Origin of the sequence: Streptomyces scabiei 87.22 (assembly GCF_000091305.1) — a bacterium.
Taxonomy (GTDB): Bacteria; Actinomycetota; Actinomycetes; order Streptomycetales; family Streptomycetaceae; genus Streptomyces; species Streptomyces scabiei.
Genome location: NC_013929.1, coordinates 7,748,681 through 7,762,067 on the forward strand (window position 1 = coordinate 7,748,681; position 13,387 = coordinate 7,762,067).

Sequence of the window (13,387 nt, forward strand, 5' to 3'; positions counted from 1 at the left end):
TGGATGGAAGCGTCTGTGAGCGTCAGCGCCGGGCGGTGGCGAGGGATTCCTGCGCGACCGCGGCCACGTTCTCGGCGGTGAAGCCGAACTCCTGGAAGAGGACCTTGCCGTCGGCCGAAGCGCCGAAGTGCTCCAGCGAGACGATGCGGCCGGCGTCACCGACGTACTTGTGCCAGGTGAGCCCGATGCCGGCCTCGACCGCGACACGCGCCTTGACGGACGGCGGCAGAACGCTGTCCCGGTACCCCTGGTCCTGCTCCTCGAACCACTCCACGCACGGCATGGACACGACGCGGGTGGGCACCCCGTCGGCCTCCAGCCGCTCACGGGCCTCGACGGCCACATGCACCTCGGAACCCGTGGCGATGAGAACGATCTCCGGCGCGCCGTTCGACGCCTCGAAGAGCACGTAACCGCCCTTGGCGGCAGCCTCGTCGGCCTCGTACGTCGGCACACCCTGACGGGTCAGCGCCAGACCGTGCGGGGCACCCTTGCCGAACTCCTTGGTGTACCGCTTGAGGATCTCGCGCCAGGCGATCGCCGTCTCGTTGGCGTCGGCCGGGCGGACGACGTTCAGGCCGGGAATGGCCCGCAGGGAGGCGAGGTGTTCGACGGGCTGGTGGGTGGGGCCGTCCTCGCCGAGACCGATGGAGTCGTGCGTCCAGACGTAGGTCACCGGCAGGTGCATCAGGGCGGACAGGCGGACGGCGTTGCGCATGTAGTCGGAGAACACGAGGAACGTGCCGCCGAAGATGCGGGTGTTGCCGTGCAGCGCGATGCCGTTCATCTCCGCGGCCATGGAGTGCTCGCGGATACCGAAGTGGATCGTGCGGCCGTAGGGGTTCGCCTCCGGCAGCGGGTTGTCCGCCGGGAGGAACGACGACGTCTTGTCGATCGTCGTGTTGTTCGAGCCGGCGAGGTCGGCGGAGCCGCCCCACAGCTCGGGGATCACCGCGCCGAGCGCCTGGAGCACCTTGCCGGACGCGGCACGCGTCGCGACACCCTTGCCCGTCTCGAACTCGGGCAGGTGCGACTCCCAGCCCTCGGGCAGTTCGCCCGCGCTGATCCGGTCGAACTCGGCGGCGCGCTCGGCGTTGCCGTCACGCCACTCCTGCAGCTGCTTCTCCCAGACGGCACGGGCCTCACGGCCGCGCTCGCCCAGGGCACGCGTGTGCGCGATGACCTCGTCGGAGACCTCGAAGCTCTTCTCCGGGTCGAAGCCGAGGACCCGCTTGGTGGCGGCGACCTCGTCCGCGCCGAGCGCCGAGCCGTGCGCGGCCTCGGTGTTCTGCGCGTTCGGGGCCGGCCAGGCGATGATCGAACGCATCGCGATGAACGACGGCCGGTCGGTGACGGCCTTCGCGGCCTCGATCGCCGCGTGCAGCGCCGCCGGGTCGAGGTCGCCGTTCTCCTGGGGCTCCACGCGCTGCACGTGCCAGCCGTACGCCTCGTACCGCTTGACGGTGTCCTCGGACACGGCGGTCTCGGTGTCGCCCTCGATCGAGATGTGGTTGTCGTCCCACAGCAGGACCAGGTTGCCGAGCTTCTGGTGACCGGCCAGCGAGGACGCCTCGGCGGAGATGCCCTCCTGGAGGCAGCCGTCACCGGCGATCACGAAGATGTGGTGATCGAACGGCGACTCGCCGACAGCGGCCTCCGGGTCGAACAGGCCACGCTCGTAGCGGGCGGCCATCGCCATGCCCACCGCGTTGGCGACACCCTGGCCGAGCGGCCCGGTCGTCGTCTCGACGGCCTTGGTGTGCCCGTACTCGGGGTGACCCGGGGTCTTCGATCCCCAGGTGCGGAAGGACTCCAGGTCCTGGAGCTCCAGGCCGAAGCCGCCCAGGTACAGCTGGATGTAGAGGGTCAGGGAGGAGTGGCCGGCGGACAGGACGAACCGGTCACGGCCCACCCAGTCGGGGTCGGCGGGGTCGTGGCGCATCACCTTCTGGAAGAGGGTGTACGCGGCGGGCGCGAGGCTCATCGCCGTACCCGGATGGCCGTTGCCGACCTTCTGGACGGCGTCGGCGGCCAGGATCCGTGCGGTGTCGACGGCCCGCTGGTCCAATTCGTTCCACGCGAGGTCTGTAGTGGTCGGCTTGGTGCTCACCCTGGGTCAGGGCTCCTCTCCACATGTCTCGTGCCGGTGTTCTTCACGGCACCGGCCGTTGTCGAGCCTACCCCCGTAGGAACGCGCATTTTTTCGAGTCATTCCAGACTGCCGGGACTGGGTCCCGTCCGCCTCCCGACCAGTGGTTCGCATGCTGAGACCAGGGGGTTCCGCTGTTCGACATGTGAATACGCAGCCGCTCATCCGACTGCTCAACGCACGTGTGTCCGGCTCGCCCCGGAGCACCCGCCAACACGACCCCACCCCCTTGAAAGGCTGGCTCTGGGCAACGTCTACAGTGGCGTGGTACGCGCGAGCCGTCACGGGGAGTTCACAACCGAAGGCTTGCTGAGGAGTCTCTGTCAGGGGTGTGCGTGACGGCCGTCGAATCCCGTCCACCGGGCGTGCTGGGCGCGAGCAGCACGAGCAGCAGCCGGGGTCAGCGGCCGATCGGGGCCCGAGTCATGGCGTTCGTGGCGCTCACCAAGCCACGGATCATCGAGCTGCTGCTGATCACCACCGTTCCGGTGATGTTCCTCGCGGAGCAGGGCGTCCCGGACCTCTGGCTGGTGCTCGCGACCTGCGTCGGCGGCTATCTCTCGGCCGGCGGTGCCAACGCGCTCAACATGTACATCGACCGCGACATCGACGCGCTCATGGAGCGCACGTCGCAGCGGCCGCTGGTCACCGGCATGGTCACCCCGCGTGAGGGCCTGGTCTTCGGCCTCACCCTCGCGGCCGTCTCCACCGCCTGGTTCGGCCTGCTCGTGAACTGGCTGTCCGCGTGGCTGTCGCTCGGGGCGCTCCTCTTCTACGTCGTCGTCTACACGATGATCCTCAAACGGCGTACGTCGCAGAACATCGTCTGGGGCGGCATCGCCGGCTGCATGCCGGTCCTCATCGGCTGGTCCGCCGTCACGAACTCGATGTCGTGGGCCGCGGTCATCCTCTTCCTCGTCATCTTCTTCTGGACCCCGCCGCACTACTGGCCCCTGTCCATGAAGGTGAAGGACGACTACGCCCGCGTCGGCGTCCCGATGCTCCCCGTGGTCGCCTCCAACAAGGTCGTCGCCCGGCAGATCGTCCTCTACAGCTGGGTGATGGTCGCCGTCTCCCTGCTGCTGACCCCCCTCGGCTACACGGGCTGGTTCTACACCTCGGTCGCCCTGGTGACGGGCGGCTGGTGGCTCTGGGAGGCGCACGCCCTCCAGAACCGCGCGAAGAACGGCTCCACCGGCGCCAAGCTCAAGGAGATGCGCCTCTTCCACTGGTCGATCACCTACGTGTCGCTGCTGTTCGTGGCGGTGGCGGTGGATCCCTTCCTGCGCTGACGGCGAGTGGCCAAGCCCACAAACCCCACCGTCGCCGCCCGCTCTACCCATCGGTAGCATCCTGACCATGGCAGACACCAAGCAGGCAGACGAGGCCAAGGCGATCAAGGCCGCCGCGAAGGCCGAGCGCCGAGCGACCCGGCTGGCCAGGCAGATCGGCGCCTTCGCCAAGGAGCACCGAGGAGCCGAGGCCCAGGTCGCCTACATCGGCGAACAGGGCGCCCGCATCGTCCTCGTCGGCGAGGACGGCGGCTGGGGCGACCTGGTGGCACCGTCCTACGCGATCGCCGAGGCGGCCGTCGCCAAGGCCGGAGTCACCGTCCACGAGGACTTCGACGGCGAGTTCGCCGCCAAGGTCACGACCGGCCCCTACGAATGGTCCCGCATGGCCGGAATCCAGCTCGGCGGTCCGAAGAACAGCAACACCTGAGCCCGGCTCACCCGTTAGGCCCCGTGAACGACGGAGTCGTCCTCGGGGAGCCCGGATGATCGAAACGCCGTCCCTCGTGGACCAGTACTGCCACGGCGTACTGCGCACGGAGCTGGGCCTCGGCACCTTCGAGGCCCACCTCGCGCGCAGCGAGGGCCCGCCCGCGCCCGGCACCACCTTCTTCGACACCCAGACGGGGTTCGCGGTACGCCGCTGGTGCCCGCCCCTGCTCGGCCTGGAGCCCCACTGCCCACCGGCCCGCTATCTGGCCCGGCGCCGCGAACTGGGCGTACTGGAGGCCGGCCGCAGACTCCTGCGGGGCAGCGGCATCACGACCTACCTCGTCGACACGGGCCTGCCCGGCGACCTCACCGGTCCGGGCGAGTTGGCCTCCACCGCGGACGCCGACGCACATGAGATCGTCCGCCTCGAACTCCTCGCCGAACAGGTCGCCGACACCTCCGGCACCGTCGACGCGTTCCTGGCCAATCTCGCCGAGTCGGTGCACGCGGCCGCCGCGCACGCCGTCGCCTTCACCTCGGTGGCGGGGGTACGGCACGGCCTGGCGTTCGCGCCCGAGCCGCCCGGGCCGGGGGAGGTGCGCGGCGCGGTGGGGCGCTGGCTCGCGCACCGGCCGGTCGGCGGGGCGCTCACCGACCCCGTCCTCCTGCGCCATCTGCTGTGGATCGCCGTCGCCTCGGGCCGCCCCCTCCAGCTCCACGCGGGTCTCGGCGAGCCGGGCCTGCGCCTCGACGCCGCCGACCCCGTCCTGCTGACCGACTTCGCCCGCGCCACGGCCGGCCTCGGCACCGACCTGGTCCTGCTGCACGGCTACCCGTACCACCGCCACGCGGCCCATCTCGCCGGGGTCTTCCCGCACGTCCACGTCGACCTGGGCGCCGAACTCGTCCGCACCGGCGCACGCGCCGGCGCCGTGCTCGCCGAGGTCCTGGAACTCGCCCCCTTCGGCAAGATCCTCTTCTCCAGCGGCGCGCACGGCCTGCCCGAGCTGCACGTGGTCGGGGCCCGGCTGTTCCGGGAGGCGCTGGCCCGGGTGCTGGGGACCTGGGTGGCGGAGGGCGCCTGGTCGCCGGCGGACGCGCAGCGCGTGGCGGGACTGGTCGCGGCGGGCAACGCGCGGCGGGTGTACGGGCTGGGATAGCCGGTGAGACTGGCCGTATGACCCACAGCGACGCGCCGGGCGGTTTACCCGCCTCCGCCTCCGACACCGCGGCCCTGGCCGGACGGTTCCTCGACGGACTGCGGGATCTCGCCCCGCTCGCCGTCTGGGCCCACGGCTCCCTCGGCGGCGGTGACTACCAGGAGGGCCGCAGCGACCTGGACCTGATCGCCGTCCTGGACGGCACGGTCACGGCCCGGACCGCCTGGCGGGTGGGGCGCCTGCACGCCGGGCTGCGCCACGCGCCCCTGGCGGCGCACCTGCACTGCACCTATCTGACGCCCGGCACGGGGTCCGACCCGGGCCGGACCCACCTCACCTGGGCGCACGAGCAGCTGTTCCGGCGGACGGTCACCCCGGTCACCCGGCGCGAGCTGCACACCTTCGGGCTCGTCCTGCACGGCGAACCGCCCGGGGCGCTGCTGCCGCCGGTCTCCGACACCGAACTGCGCGCCTTCGTCGTGCGCGACCAGCGGGATTTCTGGCGCCCGGCGGTCGACCGGGCCCGTCTGTGGGAGCAGGACGTCTGGGTCGACCTCGGACTGCTCACCCTGGCCCGCGCCACCGCCACCCTGCGCGAGGGCCGGCTGATCTCCAAGCGCGAGGCCCTGGACCTGCTGCCCTCCCTCGGCGCACCCGAGGAGATCGTCGAGGACATCCGGCGGCGCCGGTACGGACGGCGGGCCGAGCCGGTGCCGCACCGGGGCGAGCGGACCCGGCGGTTCCTCGGCCCGGCGATCGACGACCTCGTACGGACGTACGGCTGACGCGGGCCCGGCCCGGCCTGCCTCAGCCCCGCGCGGCGACCGGTGTCTCGGAGACGGCCGGACCCGGCACGTCCGCCCCGTCCACCTGGTCCGCCGGCCGCTCGCGAAGCGACAGCAGGACGCGGAGCGTGGCGATCCACACCAGGCAGGAACCCAGCATGTGCGCGCCGACCAGGACCTCGGGAAGGTCGGTGAAGTACTGGACGTAGCCGACGACGCCCTGGGCCAGGAGGACCAGGAACAGGTCACGGGTGCGGTGCAGCGGCTCGCGCGGGGAGTCCACCGCCTTCAGGACGAACCACAGGGCGAAGGTGAGCGTCACCACGATCCAGGCCAGCACCGCGTGCAGCTTGGTGACGTTCTCCCAGTTCAGCGGGATGCGATGGACCTCACTGGAGTCACCGGCGTGCGGGCCGGCGCCCGTGACGACCGTGCCCACCGCGATCAGCAGCAGCGTGACGCCGACCAGGATCGCCACCAGCTGCCGCACCGCCTGGCCGACCAGCGGACGCGGGGCGGTGTCGCCCTCGCCGGTGCGGTGCCACATCACGGCGGCGACGGCGATGAGGGCGGTGGAGAGCAGGAAGTGCGCGGCCACCGTGTACGGGTTGAGGCCGACCAGGACCACGATGCCGCCGAGCACCGCGTTGCTCATGACGACCCAGAACTGCGCCCAGCCCAGCCGGGTCAGGCTGCGCCGGTACGGCTTCTGCGAGCGCGCGGCGACGATCGCCCAGCCGACCGCCGCGCACAGCACGTACGTCAGCATGCGGTTGCCGAACTCGATGTAGCCGTGGACGCCCATCTCACGGGTCGCGGTGAGCGAGTCGTCGGTGCACTTGGGCCAGGTCGGGCAGCCGAGGCCCGACCCGGTGAGCCGCACGGCACCGCCGGTCACCACGATCACCACCGCCATGACGAGGGCGGCGAGAGCCGCCCGCCGGACCGTTCTGGGGTCCGGGGTCCAGCGGTCGGCGATGAAGGCGAGCGGGTTGCGCGCAGCGGAGACGAGGTCGTCGCGGGTCGGTTTCGGCACGCGCACCATGGTAGGCCCGTCGCTTGTGCACGCGTTCACGAGGGTGCGGACGGGGTGCTGACCTGGGCTTATTCCCAGCGGAAGTACCGGGCGGCCGCGCCCAGCCCGAGCAGCGCCCACACCGCGAGGATCCCGAGGTCGCCCCAGGGCACGCCGGCGCCGTGCTGGAGGACGTCCCGCAGCCCGTCCGACAGGGCCGCGATCGGCAGCAGCCCGAGCACGCTCTGCGCCGCGTCCGGGAACTTCTCCAGTGGGACCACGACACCGCCGCCCACCAGCAGCAGCAGGAACACCAGGTTCGCCGCCGCGAGCGTCGCCTCCGCCTTGAGCGTGCCCGCCATCAGCAGCCCGAGCCCCGAGAACGCGGCCGTGCCGAGGACCAGCAGGAGCAGCACGGCGAAGGGGTTGCCGTGCGGGTTCCAGCCCATCGCGAAGGCGATCACCGTGAGCAGGACGACCTGGAGGATCTCGGTGACCAGCACGGACAGGGTCTTCGCGGTCATCAGGCCCCAGCGCGGGAGCGGCGAGACCGCCAGCCGCTTCAGCACGCCGTAGCGGCGCTCGAAGCCGGTGGCGATGGCCTGTCCGGTGAACGCCGTCGACATCACGGCGAGCGCCAGCACGCCCGGCGCCAGGAAGTCGACCGTCGTGCCCTCGCCGGTGTCGACGATGTCCACCGAGCCGAACAGCACCAGCAGCAGGGTCGGGATGACCACGGTGAGGAGCAGCTGCTCGCCGTTGCGCAGCAGCATCCGTGTCTCCAGGGCCGCCTGCGCCGCGATCATGCGGGGGAGGGGCGCGGCGCCCGGCTTCGGCGCGTAGGTCCCGGCGCCCCTGTCGGTGGTCGCGCTCATGAACGCAGCTCCTTGCCGGTCAGTTCCAGGAAGACGTCCTCCAGGGTGTGCCGCTCCACCGAGATGCGGTCCGGCATCACCCCGTGCTGGGCGCACCAGGAGGCGACGGTCGCCAGCAGCTGCGGGTTGATCTTGCCGGTCACCCGGTAGACACCGGGCGTCAGTTCGACGGCGGCGGAGTCCGCCGGGAGGGCCTTGAGCAGGGAGCCGACGTCGAGGGCCGGGCGGCCGGTGAACCGCAGGGTGTTCTCGGCGCCGCCCCGGCACAGCTGCTCGGGCGAGCCCTGGGCGACGACCCGGCCGCCGTCGATGATCGCGACGTCGTCCGCGAGCTGCTCGGCCTCGTCCATGTAGTGCGTGGTGAGGATGACCGCGACGCCGTCCGCGCGCAGGTCCCGGACCAGCTCCCAGGTGGCCCGGCGGGCCTGCGGGTCGAGGCCGGCGGTGGGCTCGTCGAGGAAGACCAGCTCGGGGCGGCCGACCACGGCCATCGCGAGGGCGAGCCGCTGCTGCTGGCCGCCGGAGAGCCGGCGGTAGGCCGTACGGCCGCAGCCGCCGAGACCCAGCCGCTCGATCAGGGCGTCGACGTCGAGCGGGTGGGCGTGCAGCCGGGCCACGTGCCGGAGCATCTCCTCGGCGCGGGCGCCGGAGTAGACGCCGCCGGACTGGAGCATCACGCCTATCCGGGGGCGCAGGGCGGCGGCCTCGCGGACCGGGTCGAGACCGAGGACGGACACCGAGCCGGAGTCCGGGCTCCGGTAGCCCTCGCAGGTCTCGATCGTGGTCGTCTTCCCCGCGCCGTTGGGGCCGAGCACGGCGGTGACGCCCGCTCCGGCCGTCAGGTCCAGGCCGTCCACCGCGGTCTTGTCGCCGTACCGTTTCACCAGGGAGCGGACCTGGACCACGGGGTCACTTCGCATGCGCCCGAGTCTAGGGACGCGGCCGGGCGACGAGGCGGCCGGGTCCGGAGATCTCCTCCTCACGGGGACGGTGCACCGGGAGCCAGCGCTCGGCGTACGCCACCGCGTCGGCCACCGGGAACAGGCGTACGTCCGCCGCGCCCACCCTGGCCCGGCGGACCTCACGGTCGCGCTCGAAGTCGTGGCCCAGCTCGTCGAACCGGTCCGAGTCGACCGACACCTCGGTCACCACCTCCCAGCCCTCCGCACCCGGACGGCCCATCTCGACCAGCGGCGCGGGCGTGCGGTACTCGGCCAGGTGGAAACAGGTGCAGCTGTCCCAGCCCGCGCCGAGCAGCAGCACCCGGGCGCCCGCCCGTTCCAGCCGGGCCAGCGGGCTGCGTTCGCCGAGGCTGCAGTCCGGGGCGTGGTCGGCGAGGAGCCCGGCCGCGGCCGGGCCGACCGCCGCGAAGGACGTCTGGGGGTGCGCGCTGCGCAGGGCGCCGGGCCAGGTCCGTACCGTCTCGGGGATCACTCCCATCCCGCGGGACGGCGTGATCGCGGGGTCGTAGCCCGGCATGGCGGCCCGTATGGGCTCCCACCACTCCTCGGGCACCGGCGGACGGGCCCAGAGCGCGGGGTCCGAGAGGTCGCCGGTCTGGGTGGGGACGACCAGGGTGCCGTCCGGACCGAGCGCGTCGAGCAGCGCCAGGACCACCGTGACGGAGCCTCCGCAGACCCAGCCGAGCGCGCTGAGCGAGGAGTGCACGAGGAGGGTCTCGCCGGGTTCGACACCGGCGGCGCGCAGGTCCGCCGCCAGGCCGGCGCGGGTGACGAGCGGGCCGGTGGGAGGGGTTGTCGGCATGGTGTGGCAGTCTTCCGGAGCGGCTCGCGCGACGCCACCGAGTTGATCGATCAGTGATCGTTCCCCCAGGTCAGCTTAGGTTTGCCTAAGTGATGTACGGCACCGGCCGCCCGTCCGGACGCGGCTTGCCCCTCTCCGAGGAATTACGCAACAATGGCGTTGTGAAAAACGTCGGCGAGGCTCCGCAGGAGGAACTCGCGACCGGTGAGCGGTCCACCCGCAACCGGGTCGCGCGGTCGATCCTGTCCCACGGCCCGTCCACGGTCGCCGACCTCGCCGGACGCCTCGGGCTCACCCAGGCCGCCGTCCGCCGGCACCTCGACGCACTGGTCGGCGACGACGTCGTGCAGCCCCGCGAGCAGCGCGTGTACGGCGCGCGCACGCGTGGGCGCCCCGCCAAGGTGTTCGCCCTGACGGACTGCGGACGGGACGCCTTCGACCAGTCCTACGACAAGCTCGCGGTGGACGCGCTCCACTGGATCGCGGACCGCGAGGGCGGGGAGCAGGCCGTCGCCGCCTTCGCCCGCGCCCGGGTCGCCGCCGAGGCCGGTGCCTACCGCCGGGCCGTCGAGGCCGCGGACCCCGAAGAGAAGACCGAAGCACTGGCCAAGGCCCTGAGCGCCGACGGGTACGCTGCTACGGCGCGCAGCGCGCCCCACCCCCACCAGGGGGAGCAGCTCTGCCAGCACCACTGCCCGGTGGCCCATGTCGCCGAGCGCTTCCCGCAGCTCTGCGAGGCCGAGACCGAGCTGTTCGCCGAACTGCTCGGCACGCACGTCCAGCGGCTGGCCACCATCGCCCACGGCGACGGCGTCTGCACGACGTTCATCCCCAGAATTCCCAAGACAGCCACCGACACCGCATCTGCACGTACCGCCGGGAGGAACCCCGCATGACGCTCCCCATCGAGGAGACCGCCCACCCCGAGCTCGAGGGTCTGGGCAACTACGAATACGGCTGGGCCGACTCCGACGTGGCCGGTGCCTCTGCCAAGCGCGGTATCAACGAGGACGTCGTCCGAGACATCTCCGCCAAGAAGAACGAGCCGGAGTGGATGACCAAGCTCCGTCTCAAGGGCCTGCGCCTGTTCGAGAAGAAGCCCATGCCGAACTGGGGCTCGGACCTCTCCGGCATCGACTTCGACAACATCAAGTACTTCGTGCGGTCCACGGAGAAGCAGGCGGAGTCCTGGGAGGACCTGCCCGAGGACATCAAGAACACGTACGACAAGCTCGGCATCCCCGAGGCGGAGAAGCAGCGTCTCGTCGCGGGCGTCGCGGCCCAGTACGAGTCCGAGGTCGTCTACCACCAGATCCGTGAGGACCTGGAGGAGCAGGGCGTCATCTTCCTCGACACCGACACCGCCCTGAAGGAGCACCCGGAGCTCTTCAAGGAGTACTTCGGCACGGTCATCCCGGTCGGCGACAACAAGTTCGCGTCGCTGAACACCGCGGTGTGGTCCGGCGGCTCCTTCATCTACGTGCCGAAGGGCGTGCACGTGGAGATCCCGCTCCAGGCCTACTTCCGTATCAACACGGAGAACATGGGCCAGTTCGAGCGGACGCTGATCATCGTCGACGAGGACGCCTACGTCCACTACGTCGAGGGCTGCACGGCCCCGATCTACAAGTCGGACTCCCTGCACAGCGCCGTCGTCGAGATCATCGTCAAGAAGGGCGCCCGCTGCCGCTACACGACCATCCAGAACTGGTCGAACAACGTCTACAACCTGGTCACCAAGCGCGCCGTGGCGTACGAGGGCGCGACCATGGAGTGGATCGACGGCAACATCGGCTCCAAGGTCACCATGAAGTACCCGGCCGTCTACCTGATGGGCGAGCACGCCAAGGGCGAGACGCTCTCCATCGCCTTCGCGGGCGAGGGCCAGCACCAGGACGCCGGCTCCAAGATGGTCCACATGGCGCCGAACACCTCCTCCAACATCGTCTCCAAGTCGGTGGCGCGCGGCGGCGGCCGTACCTCCTACCGCGGCCTGGTCGAGATCGGCGAGGGCGCGCCCGGCTCCAAGTCGAACGTGCTGTGCGACGCGCTGCTCGTCGACACCATCTCCCGCTCGGACACCTACCCCTACGTGGACGTCCGCGAGGACGACGTGTCCATGGGCCACGAGGCGACCGTCTCCAAGGTCAGCGACGATCAGCTCTTCTACCTGATGAGCCGTGGCATGACCGAGTTCGAGGCGATGGCGATGATCGTGCGCGGCTTCGTCGAGCCCATCGCGAAGGAGCTGCCCATGGAGTACGCGCTGGAGCTCAACCGGCTGATCGAGCTGCAGATGGAAGGCGCGGTCGGCTGACGCGCCACCGGATCAGCGGCTAGCGGCCCGCCTCCCCGGGCGGGCCGACGTTCGAAACGTAGGAAGAGAGCAGACCGACAGCCATGGCTGAGGCTCAGAACATCCCGGTGGGCTCCACCACCGCCGGCCAGATCGCGGTGGCCGCAGAGTCCACCGTCGCCACGCGCATGAGCGCGCCCCCGTCCTTCGACGTGGCGGACTTCCCGGTCCCGCACGGCCGCGAGGAGGAGTGGCGGTTCACTCCGCTGGAGCGGCTGCGCGGGCTGCACGACGGCACCGCCGTCGCGAGCGACGGCGGCCTGAAGGTCGACGTGCAGGCCCCCGAGGGCGTCACCGTCGAGGGCGTCGGCCGCGACGACGCGCGCCTCGGCAGGGCGGGCACCCCCGTGGACCGCGTCGCCGCCCAGGCCTACTCGGCGTTCGAGAGGGCCGGCGTGATCACCGTCCCCAAGGAGACGGTCCTCACCGAGCCGATCCGGATCGCCGTGCACGGCGAGGGCGGCACCGCCTTCGCCCACCAGGTGATCGAGCTGGGCGCCTTCGCCGAGGCCGTCGTGGTCATCGACCACACCGGTGACGCCGTCCTCGCGGCCAACGTCGACTACGTCCTCGGTGACGGCGCCAAGCTGACCGTCGTCTCCGTCCAGGACTGGGACGACAAGGCCGTGCACGTGGCCCAGCACAACGCCCTCGTCGGCCGGGACGCGAGCTTCAAGTCGGTCGTCGTCACCTTCGGCGGCGACGTCGTCCGTCTCCACCCGCGCGTGTCCTACGCCGGCACCGGCGGCGAGGCCGAGCTGTTCGGGCTGTACTTCACGGACGCCGGCCAGCACCAGGAGCACCGCCTCCTGGTCGACCACAACGTCCCGCACTGCAAGTCGAACGTCGTCTACAAGGGCGCGCTCCAGGGCGAGGGCGCCCACGCCGTCTGGATCGGCGACGTGCTCATCGAGGCCAAGGCCGAGGGCACCGACACCTACGAGATGAACCGGAACCTGGTCCTCACGGACGGCGCACGGGTCGACTCGGTGCCGAACCTGGAGATCGAGACCGGTGAGATCGTCGGCGCCGGCCACGCCTCCGCGACCGGCCGCTTCGACGACGAGCAGCTCTTCTACCTGATGGCCCGCGGCATCCCGGCCGACGAGGCCCGGCGCCTCGTCGTCCGCGGCTTCTTCGCCGAGCTGGTCCAGCAGATCGGCGTCGACGACATCCAGGACCGCCTCCTCGCGAAGATCGACGAGGAGCTGGAGACTGTGACTGGATCCGGCCGATGACCACCTACGTACGCGCCTGCGGGCTGAGCGAGCTGGAGGAGGACACCCCGAAGCGGGTGGAACTCGACGGCACGCCGGTCTCGGTCGTACGGACCGAGGGCGAGGTGTTCGCCATCCACGACATCTGCTCCCACGCGAACGTCTCGCTCTCCGAGGGCGAGGTGGAGGACTGCCAGATCGAGTGCTGGCTGCACGGCTCCGCGTTCGACCTCAGAACCGGCAAGCCGTCCGGCCTTCCCGCGACGCGCCCTGTTCCCGTATACCCCGTAAAGATCGAAGGGGACGACGTGCTCGTCTCCCTCTCCCAGGAGTCCTGAGGCA

13 protein-coding genes are annotated in these 13,387 nt (G+C 71.2%); 8 read left to right on the top strand and 5 right to left on the bottom strand.

From position 1 onward, the window contains the following. Positions 1-22: 22 nt before the first annotated feature. Positions 23-2,110, bottom strand: coding sequence for a transketolase (gene tkt / locus SCAB_RS33440; RefSeq protein ID WP_013004536.1), 2,088 nt, complete (start codon positions 2,108-2,110; stop codon positions 23-25). Between the two features lie 374 nt (positions 2,111-2,484). On the opposite strand from tkt, the gene SCAB_RS33445 reads away from it, so the two are divergent. From SCAB_RS33445 to SCAB_RS33460, 4 genes are all read left to right on the top strand, one after another. Next, positions 2,485-3,441 (top strand): heme o synthase, encoded by a 957-nt coding sequence (locus SCAB_RS33445; protein WP_037728357.1) that lies wholly within the window; start codon positions 2,485-2,487, stop codon positions 3,439-3,441. Positions 3,442-3,508: 67 nt separating this feature from the next. Further along, positions 3,509-3,871 carry a hypothetical protein gene (locus tag SCAB_RS33450; protein WP_013004538.1) on the top strand — a complete coding sequence of 121 codons (363 nt, stop codon included), beginning with the start codon at positions 3,509-3,511 and terminating at the stop codon, positions 3,869-3,871. 55 nt (positions 3,872-3,926) lie between these two features. Next, complete coding sequence (locus SCAB_RS33455; RefSeq protein ID WP_013004539.1) at positions 3,927-5,033, top strand: amidohydrolase family protein; 1,107 nt, start codon at positions 3,927-3,929, stop codon at positions 5,031-5,033. 17 nt (positions 5,034-5,050) lie between these two features. Beyond that, complete coding sequence (locus SCAB_RS33460) at positions 5,051-5,818, top strand: DUF4111 domain-containing protein (RefSeq protein WP_013004540.1); 768 nt, start codon at positions 5,051-5,053, stop codon at positions 5,816-5,818. Between the two features lie 22 nt (positions 5,819-5,840). Here SCAB_RS33460 and SCAB_RS33465 read toward each other — a convergent pair whose 3' ends face one another. The 4 genes from SCAB_RS33465 to SCAB_RS33480 are packed head-to-tail and all read right to left on the bottom strand — an operon-like array spanning position 5,841 to position 9,472. Next, positions 5,841-6,863 carry a COX15/CtaA family protein gene (locus SCAB_RS33465; RefSeq protein ID WP_041669959.1) on the bottom strand — a complete coding sequence of 341 codons (1,023 nt, stop codon included), beginning with the start codon at positions 6,861-6,863 and terminating at the stop codon, positions 5,841-5,843. Positions 6,864-6,922: 59 nt separating this feature from the next. Then, on the bottom strand, positions 6,923-7,708 hold the full coding sequence (locus SCAB_RS33470) for an ABC transporter permease (RefSeq protein ID WP_013004542.1): 786 nt from the start codon (positions 7,706-7,708) through the stop codon (positions 6,923-6,925). Further along, on the bottom strand, positions 7,705-8,628 hold the full coding sequence (locus SCAB_RS33475; protein ID WP_013004543.1) for an ABC transporter ATP-binding protein: 924 nt from the start codon (positions 8,626-8,628) through the stop codon (positions 7,705-7,707). Before SCAB_RS33475 ends, SCAB_RS33470 begins: the two co-directional genes overlap by 4 nt. A gap of 10 nt (positions 8,629-8,638) precedes the next feature. Beyond that, positions 8,639-9,472 (bottom strand): aminoglycoside N(3)-acetyltransferase, encoded by an 834-nt coding sequence (locus tag SCAB_RS33480; RefSeq protein ID WP_013004544.1) that lies wholly within the window; start codon positions 9,470-9,472, stop codon positions 8,639-8,641. 161 nt (positions 9,473-9,633) lie between these two features. Between SCAB_RS33480 and SCAB_RS33485 the strand changes: the two genes are divergently transcribed. The 4 genes from SCAB_RS33485 (at position 9,634) to SCAB_RS33500 (ending at position 13,383) form a co-directional block, all read left to right on the top strand. Beyond that, the gene (locus tag SCAB_RS33485; RefSeq protein WP_013004545.1) at positions 9,634-10,368 is read left to right on the top strand and encodes a helix-turn-helix transcriptional regulator; all 735 of its coding nucleotides are present in this window, start codon (positions 9,634-9,636) and stop codon (positions 10,366-10,368) included. Continuing rightward, positions 10,365-11,789, top strand: a complete 1,425-nt coding sequence (sufB, locus tag SCAB_RS33490; RefSeq protein ID WP_013004546.1) for a Fe-S cluster assembly protein SufB — start codon at positions 10,365-10,367, stop codon at positions 11,787-11,789. The genes SCAB_RS33485 and sufB overlap by 4 nt, the downstream gene beginning before the upstream one ends. Positions 11,790-11,872: 83 nt before the next feature. Then, complete coding sequence (gene sufD / locus SCAB_RS33495) at positions 11,873-13,066, top strand: Fe-S cluster assembly protein SufD (protein WP_013004547.1); 1,194 nt, start codon at positions 11,873-11,875, stop codon at positions 13,064-13,066. Then, positions 13,063-13,383: a non-heme iron oxygenase ferredoxin subunit gene (locus SCAB_RS33500; RefSeq protein ID WP_013004548.1), complete on the top strand. Its 321-nt coding sequence runs from the start codon at positions 13,063-13,065 to the stop codon at positions 13,381-13,383. The genes sufD and SCAB_RS33500 overlap by 4 nt, the downstream gene beginning before the upstream one ends. Positions 13,384-13,387 lie beyond the last annotated feature (4 nt).